Below are 20,675 nucleotides of genomic sequence, written 5' to 3'. Positions count from 1 at the left end.
CTGCGCCTCGCGGGCGTGGTCAAGGCCCCGATAGAATTGTGAATGCCCCGCACTAGGCTGCCCCTTCCTAAAACTATAAAATACCAACTCCTCTATGCGACCTCTGTAAGTCGCCCAAGCAAAGTGACCTTGATGACCCACAGCCTCGACACGCTCGCCAGCAGTTACCGTCAGATTCTTGAACAACTCGGCGAGGATCCCTCTCGCGAGGGTCTGCGCGACACGCCATTACGTGCGGCGAAAGCCATGCAGTTTCTGACTCAGGGCTATCAGCAAAACCTCGAAACCATCGTCAATGGCGCCGTATTCGAGTCAACCAATGACGAGATGGTGGTCGTCCAGAACATCGAACTCTATTCCATGTGCGAGCACCACATGCTGCCATTTATTGGCAAGGCCCACATTGCTTACCTCCCCGACGGCAAAGTGCTGGGTTTGTCGAAGCTGGCCCGGATCGTTGATATGTTCGCCCGTCGCCTACAGATCCAGGAAAACCTCACCCGCCAGATCGCCGACGCCGTTCTCGAAGCGACCGATGCGCGGGGGGTGGGTGTAGTTATCGAAGCACAGCACATGTGCATGATGATGCGAGGCGTCGAGAAACAGAATTCGGTGATGAGCACTTCTGTCATGCTCGGCGGCTTCCGTAAGTCCCAGGCCACCCGCTCGGAATTCCTGACGCTTATCAGTCGACGCTAGAACTGGCCCACAGGTTTGGTTCCGGTTACGTAAATTTACAGCCGGGATGGCAGGCCGGACTATAATGACGAGTACGGCGTTTTACGGAAATCCAGAATGTTGTTCCGACGCAAATCCCGCGGTATCGGCAGATCCAGCAAGACTGGCCAGACCTTGCGTCAGGTTCAGGTGCCTGCTGACGCCGTGAGATTGGGCATGCGGGTCGTAGGCCTGGACCGACCCTGGACTGACGTCCCGATCCTCTTCCAGCAATTTGTAGTTGAAACTGCAAGCCAACTGGCCACCCTTCGCCGCTACTGCCTTTCGGTCACAGTCGAGATGACCGAGGACCAGTACCGGCTTGTGCAAGACGATATCGCATCCGCAAAAAGCCGTAAGCTCAAGGCGCTCCCGGAAGAGAAGAGCCTGGGCGAAGAGCTGGTTCGCGCGCGTGAGAGCTACGAGCAGGCGCGAAAATACGTTGATCAGCTGCTTCTGGACGTCGCAAATGGACAGCCGTTCGATCTGGTCCAGGTTCGCTCGGTCATCCAGAGTTGTGTGACCAGCATCATGGCCAACGCCAATGCCATGTTCTGGCTCAGCCGTATCCGTCACCAGGACGCCTACACAGCGGAGCACTGCCTGAGAGTCGGCATTCTCGCTATCAGCTTCGGCCGTTTTCTCGACCTGCCGACGGAAGAACTCGAGATACTCGGCCTCTGCGGCATGCTCCACGATATCGGCAAGATGCGTATTCCGCCTGAGGTGCTGAACAAGCCGGGCGCGCTTACGAAAGAAGAAATGGACATCATGAAAACCCATCCCCAGCACGGCTTTGACCTGCTGGGCTCTCATCATCAGCTTGCGGCAATCGTTCGCGACGCGACGCTATCCCATCACGAACGCATGGACGGTCAGGGCTATCCAAACGCGCTGCCCAGCGCCTCCATCAGCCGCTACGCCAGGATCATCTCCATCGTCGACGCCTACGACGCCATTACCAGTGACCGCTGCTATAAAAAAGGCGCGCCTGCGGCTGAGGCGTTGCGTATTCTCTACAAGTGCGGGGGAACGCAGTTCGACAAGGAGCTTGTTGAAGTCTTCATCAAAATGATAGGCCTGTATCCACCGGGTAGCCTGGTGGAGATGAGCTCGGGTGAGGTGGCTGTGGTGCTGTCGACGGACCCGAACCAGAAGTTGAGGCCGGTGCTTGAACTGGTACTCGACAACAAGGGCTATCCCTGCGAATCCCGCGTCGTTCGTCTTGAAGATGAGCCCCTGGACCCCTCGGGCCAGCCTTACAGAATAGCTCGACCCTTGCCCGACGGCATTCATGGGTTTACGCTGGAGCAGCATATTGAACGCCAGACCCGCTTGCCGCTCGGTAATGCACCAACCCCAGGAACAGATGCCGGCCGCCATTGAGTTACGCTGAAAACTTCAGTTTTGCCCTTTCAGTCACAGCACCGATCTTTCTCGTCATGGGAATGGGCTGGGTGCTGCGACGCGCCGGCCTCATAGACGACGCCTTCGTCGAAACAGCTTCTCAGCTGGTGTTCCGGGTCGCGCTGCCCACCCTGATCTTCCTCAATCTCAGTCAGCTGGACCTGGCCTCAGTCCTTGACCTCAACCAGCTCCTGTTCGCGCTTGGCGTCACGGTTCTTGGTTTCGGCCTGCTCTGGGCGACCACCGGCTGGCTGGGTCTTGCACCGGAAAACCGTGATGTTTTTGTGCAAGGCGCATTCAGGGGCAACCTCGGCATTGTCGGCATTGCCCTATGCGCGAGCCTTTACGGTAACGAAGGCCTGGCGGTTGGGTCGGTTCTTCTGGCCGTTCTCACCTTCGCCTACAATGTTCTTTCTGTCTATGCGCTCGCCGCCGCCGACGGCGGAGCTACACCCTGGCGCGAAATCTTTCTCAACATACTCCGCAACCCGCTCATTATCAGCATTGTCTCTGGTACCGCTGTCACCCTTCTGGGCGTCCCGTTGCCGGATCTGGTGGTAGACAGCGGCGATTACTTCAGCGCCCTGACTTTACCGCTCGCTCTTCTGTGCGTGGGCGCATCTATCAACCGGCAAGCATGGCGCGCAGTCAACAAGCTCAGCAGCTGGTCAGTCTGCCTGAAACTGGTAGTGCTGCCTGCGCTCTATACGGGTGGCGCCGTAGCCATGGGCTTCAACGACCTCCTTCTGGGCACGCTGTTTGTGATGTTCGCCGCCCCGACGGCAACCGTAAGCTACGTGATGGCGCGCGCAATGCGTGGTAACAGCGAACTGGCAGCAAGCCTTGTTGCGCTTTCGACCCTGCTCTCGCCGATAAGCCTGAGCCTTGGCATCTGGATGCTCAGCAGCTGGGGCTTTATCGCCCCCGTTCCTTAAGCCCCTGCTTCCGCTAGCGCTTCGAGCAAAAGCACAATCCAGATTGTGTAATTCTGTAAAACAAGTTCGGCATTGGAACCACGTCATTTCTGGGCCTGCATTGTCGCCTATAGTGAAGAGTCACTACCCATAAATAACACGAGCCTTAAATGAAGCTACCCCAGAGCAGTCGCGTGCTGGATTTTCTGGGTCCCTGGTTGCCGTTGTCGGTAGCAACCTTCACCCTCGCGATGAGTATTTATGCGTGGCAGGTCGAGCCAGGGTTTGCCAGTCCATGGTTAGTGCCCGCCCTGTTATTCATGGGCGGGCTGACCATTGCGGGCTTACTTTATCTGTTACGGCAACTGCTCTTACAGCAGGCAGATCTCGCCGAAGCCCGAGCGGCACTGGAAACCGAAACGCGCCAGCGCCGGTCCGCTGAATCAGATCTGCAGCGCATGGCCAGCATCGATGAACTGACCGGAATTCCGAACCGCAACTTCTTTATTGAGAATCTGGTTCACTCGCTGCAAGTCAGTGCTCGACAGCACCATCAACTGGCACTGATTGTGCTCGACCTGGACCGCTTCCAGGTTCTCAACGACAGTCTCGGCCACGGATTCGGCGACCAGCTTCTGATTCAGGTTGCTGATCGGCTCTCGAAGCTGGCCTGCCCTGAAGTAATGATTGCTCACTCCAGCGGGGACGAGTTCCTCCTGTTTCTGGAACAGGTCGCCTCCCTGGAGGACGCGATCGAACTTGTCACCGGGGTGCAGCAGTGCCTGGAGCCCAGCTTTTGCATCGATGGTCAAAGCCACAAGATCACCGGCAGCATGGGCGTCGCTGTCTTTCCCGAAGGCGGCAATAACGCTGAGACGCTGCTGCGGAACGCCGACGCTGCCCTGTTCCAGGCGAAAGCGACGGGCCGTAACAGCTTCCAGTTCTACGCAGCTGGTATGCACCAGCGCGCGCTGGACCGGCTACAGCTGGAAAAAGATCTCCACCTGGCCCTGGAGCGCGACGAGTTCATCCTCTACATGCAGCCTCAGCTCAACCTTGCCGACGGCCGGCAGAGCAGCGTCGAGGCGCTGATCCGGTGGCAGCACCCGACCCGGGGGCTGGTGCCGCCGCTGGAGTTCATTCCGGCGGCGGAAGAATCGGGACTGATCATTCCCATCGGCCGCTGGGTACTCGAAAACGCCTGCCGATACCTGAGTAGCTGGCGCGGAACCGCCCTGGACCACATGAGCATCGCCATAAACCTGTCCGGTCGTGAGCTTGCCAGCCCGGATCTGCTGGAAGCTGTGTCGGGAATGCTCACCCGATACGCGGTCGACCCGTCCAAGTTGAAGATCGAACTGACCGAAGAAATTTTCATCGATAACATCGAGCACAACATGGACCAGTTGCTCAGGCTGGACCAGCTGGGGCTGCAACTCGCAATCGATGATTTTGGTGTGGGCTATTCGTCCCTGGCGTATCTGCGCAACTTCCCGGTCAGCCTGGTCAAGATAGACCGCTCCTTTATCGCCCATGTGGTCGAGCGGCCTGATGATGCCGTTATTGTTCGGGCGGTTATCAATCTCGCCCACAACCTGGGTATTCCTGTGGTTGCGGAAGGTATAGAGACGCAAGCCCAGCTCGACTTTTTGAGGGACAATCACTGCGATCTGATCCAGGGTTATTTCACGGGCCACCCGATGCCGGCCAAGGCCCTGCTGGCGCACCTTTCCCGTACAGCAGGGAATGATCATTCCGCAGAAACTTCCGAGCCGAGTTCGGGTCTGACGCTCTGACCCGTTAGAATCTCTGCCTTGCTCACACCAGGGCGGCACAGCTCGAATACGACGTGGAGAGAATCAGTCAATGTACAAGCACAGCAGAATCAAGAAGCTCAGCCTCGGCGCCGGGCTGGCCGCAGCGATCGGACTGGGGGGCGTTATCTATTTGCCCAGCGCCCAGGTGGTGGCAGACGATAAAATCACGGTCTACAAGTCGCCCACCTGCGGCTGCTGCGGCGACTGGATAGATCACCTCAAGGCAAACGGGTTTGAACCCGAGGTTCATAATTCAGAGCAGATGAACTCGATCAAGCAGGAGGCCGGGCTTCACCCGCACCTGGCGAGCTGCCATACCGCTTTCATCGGAGACTACGTCATAGAAGGGCATGTCCCGGCCCAGGACATCCGGCAACTGATCAGTCGCGCAAACGACGCCAAAGGACTTGCGGTTCCGGGCATGCCAGCTGGCTCCCCCGGCATGGAGATGGGTGGTCGCCAGGACCACTATCAGGTTCTGGAATTCAACGAGGCGGGACAAACCCGGGTGGTTGCGGAATACCCCTGATACACCCGGCCAGGAAGCGCACCGCTTAAAATGCGCGCCCGGCTTTGCTTGCAGGCCAGTTAAGCCGCCAGGCGGCCCAACTGGCGAACACCGCTGTGAGCGGCGCAGTTTTGGCTATTGTCCGGCTGCCCCCGCTTCAGGATCATATCCTGATTGGCCTTTTTGCTGTGCCGGTGTGTGACCCTGCTGCAACTCTTCCTCGTCGACGTAGCCGTCCCGATCCGCGTCGAGTTGCTCCATCAGGCGCTCACCACGGTCTCCTGCTTCCATGCCACTGGTTGACTGGCCTGCCGCAGTGGTGCCGTAGGAGCTCAATTCTTCCTGATCGAGCTGGCCGTCGCCGTCCTGGTCGAGCTGCTCAAAGACCTGCTGAAGGTCAGCAGTTCTTTCCCGATCCATGTTCATGTCACCGACGTTGCTGCCACTCTGGCCGATGGTGCTTTCCGTGTTATTCACGGACCCCACTGTGGTCGTTGTAGTTGCGGTCGCTGCCAGGGGCCCTGATACGAGCGCGAGTGCAGCTGTGGTAGCGAATGCGATTGCGGTCTTATGCATAGGTCGTTCTCCTTCGACGTATTAACAGACTGCGTGTTTCTACACTGCCACCATCCCCCAGCATCCGCCTGATATCCAGTTACGACATCGACATAACCCGGCTGGCTGGTCCGGGTTATCGCTCACCTGCGTTCTGGGTCTGCATTTCGTTCCAGATGTTGAATTCCCGGCGGCTGACGCGGCGGTCCCGATCGGCGTCCATCTGAGTCAGTACCAGAGCGGTCCGGGTTTCGCTGTCCATGCCGCGTTCCTCGGCGTTCTCGACGCAACTGCCGCGTCTATCCAGCTCTGGCATCGTCAGGTAGCCGTCACTGTCCTCATCCATGCAGTCAAAACCCTGCAGGGAGGATTCATGGACCGGGTTGACGTTGGTGTCAAAGTCGTCTTCCTGCACGCCCTGTGGCTCATAGGTGACAGCTTCCTCTTCCTCTTTGTCCATCAGCCCTGTTTCTTCAGCCGCTACAGTCAGAGGGAAGGCGATTGTGGTCGTCAGGCACAGGCTAAAAACCCACGTTAGAACCCTGGACATAGGATGTACTCCCGGTTGAATGAATGCTCGGTTCGTAGTCGGTCCCGAGTATAACAGGCGACATGGTCACACAGGGCAGCCCGGTTTTGCCCCGAAACCGCCTTTCGGCCTATTTACAGCGCCGGAGCGGCTGTGGCACTGTCCTTGAAAACACAGGACCCTCCATGATCAATCGCCCCAGAACCTCTAAAACGTCCCGCGTAATTCGCATTCTCCTCATCCTGCTGTTTGTCTACGGTGGAATCAGCTACAGCCTGAGCCTGATGGAGTACACCTGGTTCCAGGCGACCGGGGAGCCCGTTTTTGGCGCCTCCGAACACTACGAAGAGTTCGACGAGAACCAGCTACGCCAGGCATTTCTCGAGTGTGGCACCCATCTGATGGGCGCCTCCGGTATTACCACGCCTGAGGCGGGCACACTGATTTACGTCCGGTGCGGTCGGTTCTGGCCTTTCTATCGCTACTCACTGCAGGTTCCGGCCCACCCCAAGATTCCCGGGGCGCTGATCACCTATGAAGACGAGCCAGACAGCATCAGCGAGAGCCGGGCCGAACTCGTCAAGAGCGTAAGGCTGGCGAGCTTTGCCTGGATGGGCCTCGCACTGGGCGTGCTGGGCCTTTCCCTGACCACCCTCTACCACTTCGCCATACGCAGGGATTCCGAGAAGGCGTTCAAATGGGGCTTCCAGACATTCATCAGCAGCCTCCTGATGATGGCCACCTATATCGGTTTCAGTTTCTGGATCGACCCGCTCTTCCGTTACGGCTGGTAGCGAAAATGTCCGGACATCTGCACCCCAAGCGGGGTGCGTATCGGGTATAATCGCCGCCACTCGGCCCCACGGCGGCTAATCAATACACTGCTTTTCTTTTCAAGCCCCAGGTTACCTCATGTTTAACACCGATGCCCTTCAGCAGCTCCGTCAGCTCAAGAGCGAGATCAAGACCCAAAAAGACCTTCAGGTCGGCACGATCAAGCTGAGCGCCACCCGGTTCGGGTTTGTCACGCTTGACGACGGCCGGGAAATCTATCTCCCACAAGAGCAGGCACAGCGTGTGCTGCCAGGCGACCGGGTCGAAGTCAGCCTGGAGACAGACGACAAGGGCAAACCCCACGCGATCCTGGAAAAGGCTCTGCGTAAGACTGCTCCGCGTTTTGTCGGCCAGTACCAGGTCCGTGGCAATGGCCACTTTGTCGCGCCCGACCTTCCGGGGCTTAACCGGTGGCTGTTCGTCCCGCCCAAGGCGCGCCAGAACGCGTCGCCGGGTGACTTCGTCGTCGCCCAGGTATCGCGGCATCCGTTCAGTTCGGGAAACGGCCAGGTTGAGATCACCCAGGTATTGGGCAGCGCCCAGGAACCCGGTATCGAGCGCAAGTACACCCTGGCAAAGCATGAGCTTGAAGAGGAGTGGCCCGCTCCGGTTCTGGCCGAAGCAGAGGCCCTGGGGGAGGAAGATATCGCCCGACTGGCTGTGGACCGGGAAGATCTGACCCACCTGCCGTTTGTCACCATTGATGCGATCAGTACCCAGGATATGGACGACGCATTGATGGCCGAACAGGTCGACGGCGGCTGGCGCCTCAGAGTGGCCATTGCCGACCCTGCGTCCCTGTTGAAGGCAGACGGCGCTATAGAGCGGCTCGCCCGCGAGCGCGTTATGTCAGGCTATATGCCAGGCGGTGTAAGACCCATGCTGCCGGAAGTCCTGGCCAACCAGCTCTGTTCCCTTCGGCCCGGCTGCCTGCGACTGGCACTTATCTGTACGATTCAGGTCGATGACAAAGGCGCACTGGGCGAGTTCTCGTTCAGCCAGAGCGTTATAAAGTCCTGGGCCAAACTCAGCTATGACGCGGTGGCAGGCTTCCTGGGGTCTCATCTTGATGAAAGCCTGAAGAGCCTGCCCGATGAGGCGCTCAACAGCCTGTATCAGCTGGGCGAAGCGGCGCAAGCCATGCGCCAGTGGCGAAATGATCACGCCCTTTTAACCGAAGAACGCCCCGATTACCGCATGCGGCTCGACGAGAAAGGGAAGATCAGGAGTATCGACAAGGTCTGGCCAACCGCGGCCCATAAACTTGTCGAGGAATGCATGGTAGCGGCCAATCGCTGTGCTGCCGATTTTCTGCAAGCCCAAGGCGATAAAGGATTGTTTATCGTTCATCGCGGTATCCGCGAAGAGAAAGTCGGGCAGGTAAAAACGCTGCTCAAGGCTTTGGAAGGGCCGTTGCAGAACGAAGACCCGGGTACCGCAGAAGGTTACAAGCGCATCCTCCAGAATGCGACCTCAAACGAAGATACGCTGGCCCTGCGGGCGATTGTCCTGCGTCAGCTGGAACGTGCTGAGATGGCTTTTACTGCCGCGCCCCACCAGGGAATGGGCCTGGCCTCCTATACGACATTCACCTCTCCACTTCGCAAGTACACTGACCTGTTTGTCCATCGGCTGATCAGGAACGTGCTCCAGCAAGAGTCTGCGCCGCAGCTGAGCGACGACGATCTGGCTAAACTCCAGCAGGATCAGATGCGGCTTCGGCGAGTCGTGAGTGAAATAGAGCAGTGGCTCAAGTGTCAGTTCGCGCCGACCCTCGGGGATAGGGTGCAGAGCGGGCGCATCGTCAAGGTTACGTCCCCCGGCTTTCTGGTTCGGCTTGATGAGACCGGACTAGAGGGCTTCGTGACGATGAAAGACCTTGAGGGCAAGTTCAGCTTCGATCCGGTCCGGCTGACGCTCACGGGTAAAAAGCTCACATTCCAGCTCGACCAGAGCGTCCAGGTAGTCTTCAAAAGCGTCGATCAGGAGCGGCGTCAGATTCACTTTCGTATGGCTGAGAACCAACCTCAGGCGACCTCAGCGTCCACAGCGACCTGATGCCCTGTTTTGGGAGTCAGACTTCCTGACACAGGGCCAGCCAGCGCTCGATCCCTGCGCTGCGGTACTTCTGCCGATGAAGGATGAGATCAAAGCGCCGCTGGAAGTCCCGGTGTGGAACCTCCAGCGCAACCAGGCTGCCGCGCGCGATGGCGTCCTGTAATGTCACCTGCGACAGACAGCCAATGCCGAGCCCCGTTTCCACGGCACGCTTTATGGCCTCGGTATGCTGCAGCTCCAGCAGGACATGCAGCTGCGGCACCAGGCCATGAAGGGCTCTGTCAAATGTCTGCCGCGTACCCGAACCAGGCTCTCTCAGTATCCAGGTTGCCTCCAGCAGGTCCCTGTCACTGAGCTGTTTACGGGACGCCAGCGGGTGCTCGGGCGCGCAAAAAACCCGGAGCTCATCTTCGCGCCAGGGCAGACTCTCGAGGTCGGGTTGCTGGATTTCGCCTTCGATCAGTCCCAGGTCGAGTTCAAAATTGGCTACTTTGCGCGCAATGGTTTCGGTGTTTGCCACTTCCAGCGATACTTTTGCACCCGGCTGTTCGCGCATAAAGCGGGCCATGATGCCGACGGCAAGGTAGTTGCCGATGCTGAGCGTGGCGCCGACCTTCAACTGCCCGACATCCGCATGCCGGGCAAGCGCGCCTTCCAGGTCCCGGCCCTGTTCGAGCAACGCCTGCGCGCGTGGACGCATAAGTCGGCCCAGCTCATTCAGCTGCAGTCGCTTGCCGACCCGGTCGAACAGCCGGATGCCGAACTGTTGCTCCAGCTCCTTGAGAGCGCCCGACGCAGCCGACTGCGACATGGCCAGGCTCTCTGCTGCCCGGGTAATATTCTCGTGATGTGCAGTGGCGAGAAAGACTTCCAACTGCCGGAAGCTGTATTTCATAATCGGCTTACCCGATAAGATCAATCAATATTAATTGTTTTGCCGATAGAATAACCAACGGTTAAAATTCGCTCAAATCGCATTATAATAGCCGCCGCTCACTACCGGCCTTTGCCTGAGTCGCCTTCGTTCTCCAGATAGCTCTCGAGAATCCCGGTGCTTCAGGCAAGTTTCGGTTTCAATTTGCCATGAGGTACAGAAGGTATGTCTAACCTGAACGTCGAGAAAGTAACCAGTGTGCACCACTGGACGGACACCCTGTTCAGTTTCACCACCAGCCGGGATCCAGCTCTCCGGTTCAAAAACGGCCATTTCGTCATGATCGGGCTTGAGGACGAAGGCAAGCCGCTGCTGCGGGCGTACTCCATCGCCAGCGCCAACTACGAGGACCAGCTGGAGTTCTTCAGCATCAAGGTGCAGGACGGCCCATTGACCTCCAAGCTGCAGAACATCAAGGTCGGCGACGAGATTTTTGTCAGTCGCAAGCCTACCGGCACGCTGATCCAGGACAACCTCCTGCCTGGCCGTAACCTGTGGTTGCTCAGCACAGGCACTGGCCTCGCACCCTTCCTCAGCATCATCAAGGATCCTGAGATTTACGAGCGGTTCGACAAGGTCATCCTAACCCATGGTGTTCGCACGGTGGGTGAACTGGCCTATCAGGACATGATAACCGAGCTGCCCGAAAACGAGTTTTTTGGCGAAATGGTCAAAGGCAAGTTGTTGTATTACCCGACGGTCACCCGCGAAGAGTTCCGCAACCAGGGCCGCCTAACCGACCTGATGGAAAGCGGAAAGCTGATGTCCGACCTGGGCTTGCCGCCTTTCAGCCTGGAGGATGACCGTTTCATGCTCTGTGGCAGTCCCAGCATGCTCAAGGACATGACCAAGATCCTCGACGCCCAGGGCTTCACTGAAGCACGTCAGGGCAAGCTGGGCCACTACGTTATTGAACGGGCTTTCGTGGAGCGGTGATCTGCAGGGCACCGGCGACCTGTCATGCTTGCAGTCGCCGGGCGGCGGTCGCACTATGGGTATAGCATCCGCACTGACGGAGGTGCCCCATGCGACCCGACGAATTCATGAAAAAACACGGCTTTGACAAAGACGACCCGGAACGCGACCACAGCCTCCGGGAAAATGCCATAGATCATGCCCGCCACCTGCAGCGGCCCAACTCCGGTACACCCCATGACTGGGAAGACTGGGAGCGCTTCAAGCGCGACCATCCGGATGAAATTGAATCGCCGGAAGCTGACGACAACCAGCAGGAGGAGTGACGGTTAAGCGCCGCTCCTCGATACCGGTCCAGTGCCGGTTCAGTTGCCGGCGCCGAGAGACATGGCCCGCTCCCGGGTCGTCGCTAGCGCGGCTCGGTCATTGCCCGCGAGATCCCACCCCTGTAGCTGTTTTCCAACCAGCGCCACGAGCGCATCAATATGGGCTGGCTCGGCATTGAGCGCACTGATGTACTCGTAACGCTCACCCCCCGCTTCCAGAAAATAGTCGCGGTTCTCCACGCCCACTTCCTCGATCGTCTCCAGGCAGTCTGCTGAGAACCCCGGGCAAAAAATCTGTACCGCTTTGGTGCCCTCGCCCGGCAACGTTTTCAGTCTTTCCGCCAGATAAGGCTTTAGCCATTCCTCCCGCCCGAACAGCGACTGGAACGCAACCATCCAGCTGCCGCCTTTGAGTCCCAGCCGCTCCGCCAGCAGCCGGGCAGACTTATGACACTGGCAAAAGTAGGGGTCGCCGGCCAGCAGGTAGCGTTTGGGAATGCCATGAAAGGAGAAAATCAGCTTGTCGGCACGTCCGTGCTCGGCCCAGTGCCGCTCGATGCGCGTGGCCATGGCGTCAATATAGGGCGGGAAGTCATGGTACTGCATGACGAAGCGCAGCTCCGGCAGCCAGCGCCGGCGCCGGAAGTCAGCGGAGAGCGCATCAAACGTCGAAGCACTGGTAGAGCCCGAGTACTGCGGGTACAGGGGCACCACCACAAGGCGCGTTACGCCCTGCTGCTGGAGCCGATCCAGCCTGGCTGCAATGGAGGGGGCGCCGTAGCGCATGGCAAAGTCGACAATGAGGTCTTCACCATACTGGTCACGCAACCGCGCTGCCAGCGCCTTACACTGGTCTTCGGTGTGGTACATCAACGGGGAGCCGCGCTCACCCCAGACACTGGCGTAAGCCTCGGCCGAGCGCCGGGGCCGAATGCGCAGAATGACGCCGTGAAGCACGAACCACCAAAGAAGCCGCGGCGCTTCGACCACGCGCGGATCCGACAGAAACTGGCCGAGATAGCGCCGCAACGCAGAAGGAGTAGGCGCGTCAGGGGTGCCCAGATTAGTGATCAGCAAACCCACCCGCTGAGGTTGGTCGTGCCGGAAGTTGTCTACACCACGAAAACGCATCGGGACCTCGGGCTGAAGAAGAAAAGTTGGGAAGAGTCAGGACAGTCCGTAGCGGTACTTGCTATGGCAATTTATAGCGGTGGCTTCTACAACAATCCTGCTCAGCCGCTACGTGTCCATTGTAGACGTCGCCACGGCCAGTCAGCCAGCCTGGTGCCTCAGAGTCAGCTCAGGTGGCATCTGGAGCGGCTGTTGGCATGGCGCATATCTCAGCCACTTCCAGTCGGTAGCCGGCGCCATAGACCGAGTGGATAAACTCAACGTCGTCCCAGACTTCAGCCAGTTTCTGCCGCAGTTTCTTGACGTGACTATCGATCGTACGGTCGCTAACGATACGGTGGTCGGAATACATCCGCGTCATCAGGCGATCACGGGACAGTATGTGTCCGGGCCGGTCGGCCAGGGCCTGCACCAAGGCGAACTCTATCGTCGTCAGGCTGACTTCCCGGCCTTTATAGCGCAGGCTGAAACGGTTGGCGTCCAGCTCCAGCTCATCGGTACGGCCGGGTTGCGTCCGCCTGAGAACAGCCCTGACCCGGGCCACTACCTCTCGCGGGCTGAAAGGCTTGCAGATATAGTCATCTGCGCCCAACTCCAGGCCCACCAGCCGGTCAACCTCATCGACTTTGGCCGTTACCATGAGTATCGGCACCTGCGAACGCTTCCGAATTGCCTTGCAGATTTCCAGTCCGCTGGTGCCGGGTAGCATCAGGTCAAGCAGGATCGCGTCAACACGGCCAGCCTCAACGGCAGCCTGGATTGCCTCCGGGTCCAGAAGAACTTCAGTCTGGTAGCCCGCCGCCTGGAGATAGTCGGTCAGTAACTGCGCCAGCTTGCCCTCGTCTTCAACCACCAACACCCGGGCTCCGGTTTGCGCTGCGCTCATAGTTGCTCCTCAGGCAGGGATATGTCTATCTTGAGACCGCCCAACTCGGCCTCGGTCGCGGTAATCTCGCCACCGTGGGCTTCGACGATGCGCTGGCAGATCGCCAGGCCCAATCCCGAACCACCCTCGCTGCGGTTACGGGAACTCTCCACGCGATAGAGCCGCTCGAACAGGCGACGGCGCTCGGGCAATGGCACGCCGGGGGCGGAGTCAGCAATAATCAGCCGCCAATGCTTGCCCTGTTTGGAAAGCGAAACCCTGACTACGCCTTCCGGTCGGGTGTATTTAAGGCTGTTGGATAACAGGTTTGCCACCAACTGTCGCAAGCGCTCCGGATCCCCTCGAAGCATCGCGGCGGCAGGCAGGTCCGTTTCAAGCCGAAGGCCGGCCGAGGCAAACGGGCGCTCGAACAGGTCAGTCTGGCTGCGGGCGATGGCGGCAAGGTCGGTCGGTTCGAAGTGATAGCGCAATGTGCCCGCGTCGGCCAGCGCAAGGGTGTGCAGATCGTTCAGGAGCTTTTGCAGATGCTTTACTTCCTGGTGCAAAGAATTCAGACGGGCACTGTCCGGCTGACGTATGCCATCTATAAGCGCCTCAATTTCCCCCTGGAGGATCGCAATCGGCGTACGTAGCTCATGGGAAATATCAGCCAGCCACCGGTCCCGGGCGTGCTCCGCCTGGCCAAGGGCTTCAGCCAGATGGTTAATGGCCGTCATCAGTTCACCGAGCTCATCCGTCCGCCCTGCCGGCAGGCGCTTGTCGTAGTCCCCCGCCGCGAGATGCTTTGAAAAGCCGGCCACCCTGAGGATAGGGCGCACCAGCTGACGAGCCAGCAACCACGACACCAGCAGCGCAATAAGCAGGGCCAGGGCCGAGGCCAGCAGCAGATAACTGAACTGCTGGTTACGGAAGTTCTCATCGATCGGGTCGAAGTTGGGCTGAGAGTGCGGGTGGGCCAGGTACCCGACGATGGCTCCGTCGAACATGACGGGGACACTCAGATAGCGCCTGTTTCGCTCGGGCTCACCGATGACCGGCTTGCGCTGTCGGTCGAGGAGCACCAGCCCCCTGCCCTTGAAGTGGCCCGAACGGATCCCTGGTACCCGCTCGAACTGCGCGGGCCAGCGCCTATGCATCTCATAGTAGGCACCGAACTGTTCCGCCAGGACTTCCAACCGGTCGACCCGACGTTGGCCGAGGTACTGGTCGAGGCCACGGCTAAAGCCGGCCGCTGCCAGCAAGGCTGTGATAAGCACTACGCTGAGACCGGTAACCAGAAAAGCGAGAAAAAAGCGGGTTCGTATTCGCATGTTTTGCCCTGTGACCTGGCAGCAGTTTAACCTCTGTGCCAGCGGCGCCTAGGGGTTGCACAATATTTCCGCAAAAGAGCGATTCGGTGTTGGCAATAAGCCCGAGCGCGAAAGCCCCGCAAAATGCTTCGCCGCGCACGGCGCTGACAGAAAACATGCTGAAAATTAAAGCGCCGCCAGAACCGGCCGGGGCACGGCAATTGGCCTTGTCCCTCGTGCCAGAGTTCGCTACCGTGATTTCGTTTGCGCCATTCTGTACCACCAACGCGACGGGTCTTTCTTTCCAGGATGAAACTCACAATCAGGCTTTGTCTTGCCGCCCTGCTCCTGTTGAGTACCACGGCCCGCGCGCAACTTGACCTTGTTCTCAAACCAGACAACGACCAGCTGAGACAAAACATCGAAGTGCACATCGGTGATCTCGAGGGCCGTAATACGCGCGGATTACGCCAGACCACAAGTTATGTGCGTGAACAGGCACGGCAGGCGCTACAGGCCCTGGGCTACTATAACCCCTCGATAAACCTGACTGTACTTGAGGAAGGACCTCGACTGCGGTTGGAGATTGACGCCGGTGAACCTGTGCGGTTTCAGGATGTCCTGGTACGCATCGAAGGCCCCGGCAGCGACTTCGCAGCGTTCCAGCTACCGCCTGACCGTATCCCCAAACGAGGCCAGAAACTTGACCACAGCCGCTACGAAGGTCTGAAGGGCCTGATTCGAGACCGGGCACAGGTGTACGGCTTTTTCGACGGCAAGTTCAGTGAGCAGGTACTGCGCGTCAACCCGAACACGAATGCGGCTGATGTACGGCTCGTGTACCAGACGGGCCGCAGGTTCGAACTTGGGGACGTCACTTTTACGGGCGACACCGTCTTCAGTGATGACCTCCTGAACCGCTTCGTGCAGTTTGAACCCGGCACCCCTTACCAGAGCAATCTGATCGCCAATCTTAATCGAGACCTCAGAGGTAGCGGCTATTTCGATGAGATCCTGATTGACGCGACACCGGCCCGGGCTGATAACGGTCGTATCCCGGTAACGGTCCAGCTGGGTGAGCGTAAACGCCACAGTGTGGGCGTCGGCGGCGGTTTCTCGACAGATGTCGGGCCGCGGGCCCTGCTCAACTGGACCCAGCACTGGATCAACGAATCCGGTCACAAGCGCGGGGCTGAAGCTGAAGTATCCGGCCCGCGCCAGACTCTGGGCGGCTGGTACGAAATCCCGCTGGATCCGCCCATGACTGATAGCCTGCGCTTCACCACAGGCTACCAGCGGGAAGACATCGACGACGTGGAAACGCGCCAGCTCAGCCTGGGCACCGAGTGGCATCACCGCACCAACGGGGGCTGGCAGCGCGTCGTGTCGCTGGAGTGGCAGGATGAGCGGTACGAAATTGGCGATGACAGCGGCCACAGCCGGCTGTTACTACCCGGCCTGAGCCTCGACAAACTGGTCAGCGACGACAGTATCGATCCCAGCGAAGGTTACCGGCTCCAGCTGGCCAGTCAGGCCGGCCACCGCGCCGTTCTTTCAACCGTCGACGTCGCCCGGATCGTGCTTGCAGCCAAGGGCCTCACGACCGTCGCCGAGAATCACCGTTTTCTGCTCAGGGCCAGCGTCGGCGCTGTAGCAACCAACGATTTCGAGAATGTACCCCCGACCTTGCGGTTTTTCGCCGGCGGCGACCAGAGCGTCCGAGGCTATGGCTACCGCAGCCTCGGCCCGACCAACAGTGACGGCGACAACCTGGGCGGCCGCTATCTGCTGGAGAGCGGCGCAGAATATCAGTATGAGTTTCGCGAGAACTGGCGTGTCGCAAGCTTCATCGACCATGGCAATGCGGTCGACACACTGAATGACGCCCTCAAGACCGGCGCGGGAATGGGCATCCGCTGGGTTTCTCCGGTAGGTCCATTGCGCCTTGATATCGCCCGGGCATTGACCGACCAGCACTGGCGCATCCACTTTTCCATGGGGCCGGAGCTATGAGTCTGCTGCGCTGGCGTAACCTGAAAAGAACGGGCCTGGCCCTGCTGGCGTTGATTCTCCTGCTTCTGGCCGTGATGGTCGGGTTAGCAGTCTGGTTACTGGGCACCGACTCGGGGGGCCGTTTCGCCCTGAACCAGGTTCCCGGCCTGGTCTATAAAGAATATGAAGGCAGACTCGGTGGAAGCTGGCGGGCTGACCGCGTGGAATGGCGTTCGGATGCACTGGCCATCATCATCGAAGACATCGCCATGGACTGGTCCCCGGGGTGTCTGTGGCAGCGCGAAGTCTGCCTTGATGCGCTGACCGTGGCCAGCGTGGCCATCGAAACCACGCCTTCGGAAGCGCCAGTAGAAGAGTCAGCTGAACCCTTCAGTCTGCCGGAGATCAACCTGCCGGTAACCGTCTCGGTCGACAAGCTGCACCTTGACCGACTGACGCTCAACGGGACGCTGCTTCTGCAGGACCTTGCGCTACAGGGCAATCTTTCGGGGAGTGACCTGCACCTGGACAATCTCGCCCTGGGCCGCGAGGATCTCGAACTGGATGTCACCGGCGACCTGACCATGGCCGGTCACTGGCCTGTAGAGGCAAACATCCAGTACCGCATGCCCTTGCTGGACGACCAGCTGGCCGTGAACCTCGACGCACGGGGCCGAATCGGTCGTAACCTGCACCTGGAAGCCCTGGTTTCAGGCTATGTCGACGGCACCCTCTCCGGCCTGGTGCAACCGCTGGAGCCGGGCTTCCCCGCGGAGCTTACCGCACACCCTACACAACTGCCTATCCCCGGGTCGGTTCCGCCGACGTTACGCCCCGAAGACGTCATTATCGCCGCTGTTGGCAACCTCAATGACGGCTGGTCGGTAAAGGCCGAAGCCCAACTGCCAGCAGAAGGTCAACCTATGCCGCTGGTGATCGAGGGCCACGTCACCACCGAAGGCGCTCGTATAGACAAAGTAAGCGTGACCGCAGGGCAGCAGCGCAGCCTGACCGTTGCCGGAGCGCTGGGCTGGAGCGAGGGCTTTACGGCCGACGCGACCCTGAGTTGGCGCGAATTTCCCTGGCAGCGGCTGTTCCCCGACATGAGCCCGCTGCCGGTTGAGCTACAAACGCTTGAAGGAACGATCGCGCTGGCAGACGGTGCCTACGAGGGTCAGCTGGAGGCAGCTTTCACCGGGCCCGCGGGCCCATCGACTCTGGCCACGCCGTTCAAGGGAGACTTTGGCCAGATCAGCCTGCCCGCACTTTCACTACAAGCCGGGCCGGGCTCAGTGGAGGGCACCCTGGGCCTGCAGTTCGCGGATGCGCTCGGCTGGAACGCCGACCTGGCCGTACAGGCGCTTAACCCGGGGTACTGGGTTGAAGCCATGCCGGGCACTCTCAACGGACGGGTGCAAAGCGAAGGTGTTCTGGCGGAGGCCGGGCCAGACCTCAGCGCGACCATAGACCTCGACGGCACGCTGCGCGATCAGCCTATACAGGTGGGGGTTGAGCTCGAGGGCAGTCCCGAGCAATGGCAGGCCTCACCGATACGGGTGCGGTTCGGCGACAATGAAATTACAGGCTCCGCCGGCCAGGACAAAGGCCTCGACGTCCGGCTACAACTTGAGCTGGCCCGACTGGCACAACTCTGGCCCGGTCTTGAGGGCAGTCTCACCGGCGAGCTTACAGCCAGTGGCTGGCCTGACGCCCTCCAGGCGAAGCTGAACCTGAACAGCCCCGGCCTGGGCTACAACGATTCTGGACTGGAAGCACTGTCCGTCGACGTTGCGATCAACCAGGAGCAGGTCTCCGGCCGTACCCTCGAGCAAAGCGAGCTTGAGCTGACGGTAACCGCCGTCGGCATCGAAACCGCTGGACAACGCATCGAGCAGGTCCGCCTCAACGGCAGCGGCTCGGTTGATCAACATGAGTTACGTGTCCGTGTCGAAGAGAGTCGCGGCAATATTGACCTTCGCTTCGAAGGGGGCAGCGAACTTCTCAGGCGCCAGTTGGCCGCACTGGGTAAGGAGCAGCCCCAGGCCAGCGGGCCGGCTGCGGTATGGAGCGGGGCCCTGACCGATGGCGAAATTGTCGCCGCAGACCAGCGTTGGATCCTGCAATCGCCCGCAGCGTTGGCCTATGACGCCAGGGGCGAGGTGACGCTCGGCGCGCATTGCTGGGCCTGGGAGTCAGCCAGCCTCTGCGCCGAGGACCAGCGCCTTTGGCCCGATCCTCGCCTGCGTTTGGCCCTGGACAATTTTTCCAGTGAGCTCGCAGCGCCCTTCCTGCCTCCGGAGTTACGCTGGCAAGGGGCGATCAACGGCAAGGTCAATCTTGATCTCGATAGCGGTGGCCCGCGCGGGCAGGTCGTACTCGATGCGGGCTCCGGTGTGTTCAGTGCGCGCGAACCTGCAGACGAAGACGATGACGGTCCGGAGTGGATCGACTATCCCTATGACGAGCTACGCCTGACGGCGGACCTGAGCCCCGACGCAGTGGTCGCCCAGGCAAGACTCAACGGACCCGGCCTGGGTGGCCTCCAGGCCAACGTAACGGTTGATGATCCCCAGGGAGATGTTCGGCCCCTGCGAGGCGAGTTTGCCCTGGATGAGCTTAACCTGGCCCTGTTCCGGCCTTTCGCCGACCTGCAGGAACTCGCTGGCACGCTCAACGGCACCGGTCAGATTGGCGGAACGCTGGACGAGCCTGTGGTCACCGGCACGCTCAATCTCGTGGGAGGTCAAATTGCCGACCCCAGGATTCCCCTTCAGTTTGACGATGTGGCGCTGGAGATTCAGTTTACCGAAACCGGCGCCGAGCTGGAGGGCGACTGGCGCAGCGGCGAAAAAGGCACCGGCAGTATCGCCGGCGACATCGGCTGGAGCGACGGCCTGAACGCAACCATCAATGTGACCGGCAAGCGTCTGCCAGCCCGCCTGGAGCCCTACGCTGACGTTGAAGTTGCGCCCGACATGACCATTACCTTCAAGGACGAGCAACTGTCCATTACCGGCCGTGTTGCAATTCCACGGGGCGCGGTTGAGATCAGGGGACTACCACCCCAGGCCGTCAGCGTGTCGGGCGACACAGTTGTGGTAGGCCAGGAGGAGCAAGAGGAAAAAGGCCCTGGCTTGGACCTGAATATGGATCTCGCAGTGATTGTGGGCGAAGACAAGCTGACGTTTTCCGGCTTTGGCGTCACCGGCGAATTGGTCGGCAGGCTTCAGATCGGCAACGATCTCGACACCCGCGGAGAACTCAGCCTCCGCGACGGCCGTTACGAGATATATGGCCAGAGGCTGACTCTGCGGCGGGCCAACCTCATCTTCGCCGGCCCTGTCAGCCAGCCCTATCTTCAGATTGAAGCGATCCGGCGTGTCGACGACGTCACTGCCGGCATTCGCCTGACCGGGCCGGCCGACCAACCACAGACCGAAGTCTTCTCCGAACCCTCAATGAGCGAAGAACAGGCGTTGTCTTACCTGATTTTGGGCCGCCCATTGCAGAGTCAGCAGGACAATAGCGTCGTCGGTACGGCGGCGATCTCTATCGGACTTAATCAGGCAGCGCCACTGACCCGAGCGCTGGGTGAGCGAGTCGGTGTAAAGGACCTTCAGCTCGATACGGAAGGCAGCGGCGACTCCCAACGCATTGTCGCCACCGGCTACATAACTGACAAGTTGAGTATCCGCTACGGTGTCAGCCTGTTCGAAGCCGCCAATCGGCTTGCGCTCCGTTATGACCTGACTGAGCAACTCTACCTGGAAGCCGCGAGCGGGCTCGCCAGCTCGCTGGACATCTTCTATAGCCGCGACTACGAATAAATGACGGGGTTCCAGCACCACCCAGAAAAAAGCCCG

Annotated in this window: 17 protein-coding genes; 11 read left to right on the top strand and 6 right to left on the bottom strand. The window is 59.8% G+C overall.

Annotation, left to right across the window (positions count from 1 at the left end; genetic code table 11):
- The first annotated feature begins 132 nt into the window (after nucleotides 1-132).
- The 5 genes from folE (at nucleotide 133) to soil367_RS01130 (ending at nucleotide 5,384) form a co-directional block, all read left to right on the top strand.
- Nucleotides 133-699, top strand: coding sequence for a GTP cyclohydrolase I FolE (gene folE / locus soil367_RS01150; RefSeq protein ID WP_136546109.1), 567 nt, complete (start codon nucleotides 133-135; stop codon nucleotides 697-699).
- Between the two features lie 96 nt (nucleotides 700-795).
- The gene (locus tag soil367_RS01145) at nucleotides 796-2,103 is read left to right on the top strand and encodes an HD-GYP domain-containing protein (protein WP_136546107.1); all 1,308 of its coding nucleotides are present in this window, start codon (nucleotides 796-798) and stop codon (nucleotides 2,101-2,103) included.
- Nucleotides 2,100-3,059 carry an AEC family transporter gene (locus soil367_RS01140; RefSeq protein ID WP_216642754.1) on the top strand — a complete coding sequence of 320 codons (960 nt, stop codon included), beginning with the start codon at nucleotides 2,100-2,102 and terminating at the stop codon, nucleotides 3,057-3,059. Before soil367_RS01145 ends, soil367_RS01140 begins: the two co-directional genes overlap by 4 nt.
- 149 nt (nucleotides 3,060-3,208) lie before the next feature.
- Nucleotides 3,209-4,834: a putative bifunctional diguanylate cyclase/phosphodiesterase gene (locus soil367_RS01135; protein ID WP_136546105.1), complete on the top strand. Its 1,626-nt coding sequence runs from the start codon at nucleotides 3,209-3,211 to the stop codon at nucleotides 4,832-4,834.
- 70 nt (nucleotides 4,835-4,904) lie between these two features.
- A complete protein-coding gene (locus tag soil367_RS01130) occupies nucleotides 4,905-5,384 on the top strand; it encodes a DUF411 domain-containing protein (RefSeq protein WP_172962237.1) in 480 nt (159 codons plus the stop codon).
- Between the two features lie 114 nt (nucleotides 5,385-5,498).
- Here soil367_RS01130 and soil367_RS01125 read toward each other — a convergent pair whose 3' ends face one another.
- The gene (locus soil367_RS01125; RefSeq protein ID WP_136546103.1) at nucleotides 5,499-5,939 is read right to left on the bottom strand and encodes an EF-hand domain-containing protein; all 441 of its coding nucleotides are present in this window, start codon (nucleotides 5,937-5,939) and stop codon (nucleotides 5,499-5,501) included.
- Nucleotides 5,940-6,054: 115 nt separating this feature from the next.
- Entirely contained in the window at nucleotides 6,055-6,468 is a 414-nt protein-coding gene (locus soil367_RS01120) for a hypothetical protein (protein ID WP_136546101.1), read from the bottom strand.
- 164 nt (nucleotides 6,469-6,632) lie between these two features.
- Here soil367_RS01120 and soil367_RS01115 point away from each other — a divergent pair, with 164 nt between their 5' ends.
- Together soil367_RS01115 and soil367_RS01110 are read left to right on the top strand one after the other, a co-directional pair.
- A complete protein-coding gene (locus tag soil367_RS01115; RefSeq protein WP_136546099.1) occupies nucleotides 6,633-7,241 on the top strand; it encodes a hypothetical protein in 609 nt (202 codons plus the stop codon).
- 118 nt (nucleotides 7,242-7,359) lie between these two features.
- Entirely contained in the window at nucleotides 7,360-9,339 is a 1,980-nt protein-coding gene (locus tag soil367_RS01110; RefSeq protein WP_136546097.1) for a ribonuclease R family protein, read from the top strand.
- A 16-nt stretch (nucleotides 9,340-9,355) separates the two neighbouring features.
- On the opposite strand, the gene soil367_RS01105 is transcribed toward soil367_RS01110, so the two are convergent.
- Nucleotides 9,356-10,234 (bottom strand): LysR family transcriptional regulator, encoded by an 879-nt coding sequence (locus soil367_RS01105; protein ID WP_136546095.1) that lies wholly within the window; start codon nucleotides 10,232-10,234, stop codon nucleotides 9,356-9,358.
- Between the two features lie 204 nt (nucleotides 10,235-10,438).
- Between soil367_RS01105 and soil367_RS01100 the strand changes: the two genes are divergently transcribed.
- Together soil367_RS01100 and soil367_RS01095 are read left to right on the top strand one after the other, a co-directional pair.
- Entirely contained in the window at nucleotides 10,439-11,209 is a 771-nt protein-coding gene (locus soil367_RS01100) for a ferredoxin--NADP reductase (protein WP_136546093.1), read from the top strand.
- An 89-nt stretch (nucleotides 11,210-11,298) separates the two neighbouring features.
- On the top strand, nucleotides 11,299-11,514 hold the full coding sequence (locus tag soil367_RS01095) for a hypothetical protein (RefSeq protein ID WP_136546091.1): 216 nt from the start codon (nucleotides 11,299-11,301) through the stop codon (nucleotides 11,512-11,514).
- A 39-nt stretch (nucleotides 11,515-11,553) separates the two neighbouring features.
- On the opposite strand, the gene hemH is transcribed toward soil367_RS01095, so the two are convergent.
- From hemH to soil367_RS01080, 3 genes are all read right to left on the bottom strand, one after another.
- Nucleotides 11,554-12,645 (bottom strand): ferrochelatase, encoded by a 1,092-nt coding sequence (gene hemH, locus soil367_RS01090; protein WP_136546089.1) that lies wholly within the window; start codon nucleotides 12,643-12,645, stop codon nucleotides 11,554-11,556.
- A 169-nt stretch (nucleotides 12,646-12,814) separates the two neighbouring features.
- The gene (locus soil367_RS01085; protein ID WP_136546087.1) at nucleotides 12,815-13,531 is read right to left on the bottom strand and encodes a response regulator; all 717 of its coding nucleotides are present in this window, start codon (nucleotides 13,529-13,531) and stop codon (nucleotides 12,815-12,817) included.
- Complete coding sequence (locus tag soil367_RS01080) at nucleotides 13,528-14,841, bottom strand: ATP-binding protein (protein ID WP_136546085.1); 1,314 nt, start codon at nucleotides 14,839-14,841, stop codon at nucleotides 13,528-13,530. Before soil367_RS01080 ends, soil367_RS01085 begins: the two co-directional genes overlap by 4 nt.
- Before the next feature lie 288 nt (nucleotides 14,842-15,129).
- Here soil367_RS01080 and soil367_RS01075 point away from each other — a divergent pair, with 288 nt between their 5' ends.
- Nucleotides 15,130-16,833 carry an autotransporter assembly complex protein TamA gene (locus soil367_RS01075; RefSeq protein ID WP_136546083.1) on the top strand — a complete coding sequence of 568 codons (1,704 nt, stop codon included), beginning with the start codon at nucleotides 15,130-15,132 and terminating at the stop codon, nucleotides 16,831-16,833.
- Nucleotides 16,830-20,639, top strand: a complete 3,810-nt coding sequence (locus soil367_RS01070) for a translocation/assembly module TamB domain-containing protein (RefSeq protein ID WP_136546081.1) — start codon at nucleotides 16,830-16,832, stop codon at nucleotides 20,637-20,639. Before soil367_RS01075 ends, soil367_RS01070 begins: the two co-directional genes overlap by 4 nt.
- The last annotated feature ends 36 nt before the right edge of the window (nucleotides 20,640-20,675 follow it).

The sequence above is a fragment of the Hydrocarboniclastica marina genome (genome assembly GCF_004851605.1).
GTDB lineage: Bacteria > Pseudomonadota > Gammaproteobacteria > Pseudomonadales > Oleiphilaceae > Hydrocarboniclastica > Hydrocarboniclastica marina.
Note: the sequence above shows the minus strand (reverse complement) of the source record. Positions and strands in the feature narration are given on the sequence as shown.

What these genes read in the sequence shown, in the direction of transcription:
- folE (WP_136546109.1), top strand. Translation starts at nt 133, where the DNA reads ATGACCCACAGCCTCGACACGCTCGCCAGCAGTTACCGTCAGATTCTT.
- soil367_RS01145 (WP_136546107.1), top strand. Translation starts at nt 796, where the DNA reads ATGTTGTTCCGACGCAAATCCCGCGGTATCGGCAGATCCAGCAAGACT.
- soil367_RS01135 (WP_136546105.1), top strand. Translation starts at nt 3,209, where the DNA reads ATGAAGCTACCCCAGAGCAGTCGCGTGCTGGATTTTCTGGGTCCCTGG.
- soil367_RS01130 (WP_172962237.1), top strand. Translation starts at nt 4,905, where the DNA reads ATGTACAAGCACAGCAGAATCAAGAAGCTCAGCCTCGGCGCCGGGCTG.
- soil367_RS01125 (WP_136546103.1), bottom strand. Translation starts at nt 5,939, where the DNA reads ATGCATAAGACCGCAATCGCATTCGCTACCACAGCTGCACTCGCGCTC.
- soil367_RS01120 (WP_136546101.1), bottom strand. Translation starts at nt 6,468, where the DNA reads ATGTCCAGGGTTCTAACGTGGGTTTTTAGCCTGTGCCTGACGACCACA.
- soil367_RS01115 (WP_136546099.1), top strand. Translation starts at nt 6,633, where the DNA reads ATGATCAATCGCCCCAGAACCTCTAAAACGTCCCGCGTAATTCGCATT.
- soil367_RS01110 (WP_136546097.1), top strand. Translation starts at nt 7,360, where the DNA reads ATGTTTAACACCGATGCCCTTCAGCAGCTCCGTCAGCTCAAGAGCGAG.
- soil367_RS01105 (WP_136546095.1), bottom strand. Translation starts at nt 10,234, where the DNA reads ATGAAATACAGCTTCCGGCAGTTGGAAGTCTTTCTCGCCACTGCACAT.
- soil367_RS01100 (WP_136546093.1), top strand. Translation starts at nt 10,439, where the DNA reads ATGTCTAACCTGAACGTCGAGAAAGTAACCAGTGTGCACCACTGGACG.
- soil367_RS01095 (WP_136546091.1), top strand. Translation starts at nt 11,299, where the DNA reads ATGCGACCCGACGAATTCATGAAAAAACACGGCTTTGACAAAGACGAC.
- hemH (WP_136546089.1), bottom strand. Translation starts at nt 12,645, where the DNA reads ATGCGTTTTCGTGGTGTAGACAACTTCCGGCACGACCAACCTCAGCGG.
- soil367_RS01085 (WP_136546087.1), bottom strand. Translation starts at nt 13,531, where the DNA reads ATGAGCGCAGCGCAAACCGGAGCCCGGGTGTTGGTGGTTGAAGACGAG.
- soil367_RS01080 (WP_136546085.1), bottom strand. Translation starts at nt 14,841, where the DNA reads ATGCGAATACGAACCCGCTTTTTTCTCGCTTTTCTGGTTACCGGTCTC.
- soil367_RS01075 (WP_136546083.1), top strand. Translation starts at nt 15,130, where the DNA reads ATGAAACTCACAATCAGGCTTTGTCTTGCCGCCCTGCTCCTGTTGAGT.
- soil367_RS01070 (WP_136546081.1), top strand. Translation starts at nt 16,830, where the DNA reads ATGAGTCTGCTGCGCTGGCGTAACCTGAAAAGAACGGGCCTGGCCCTG.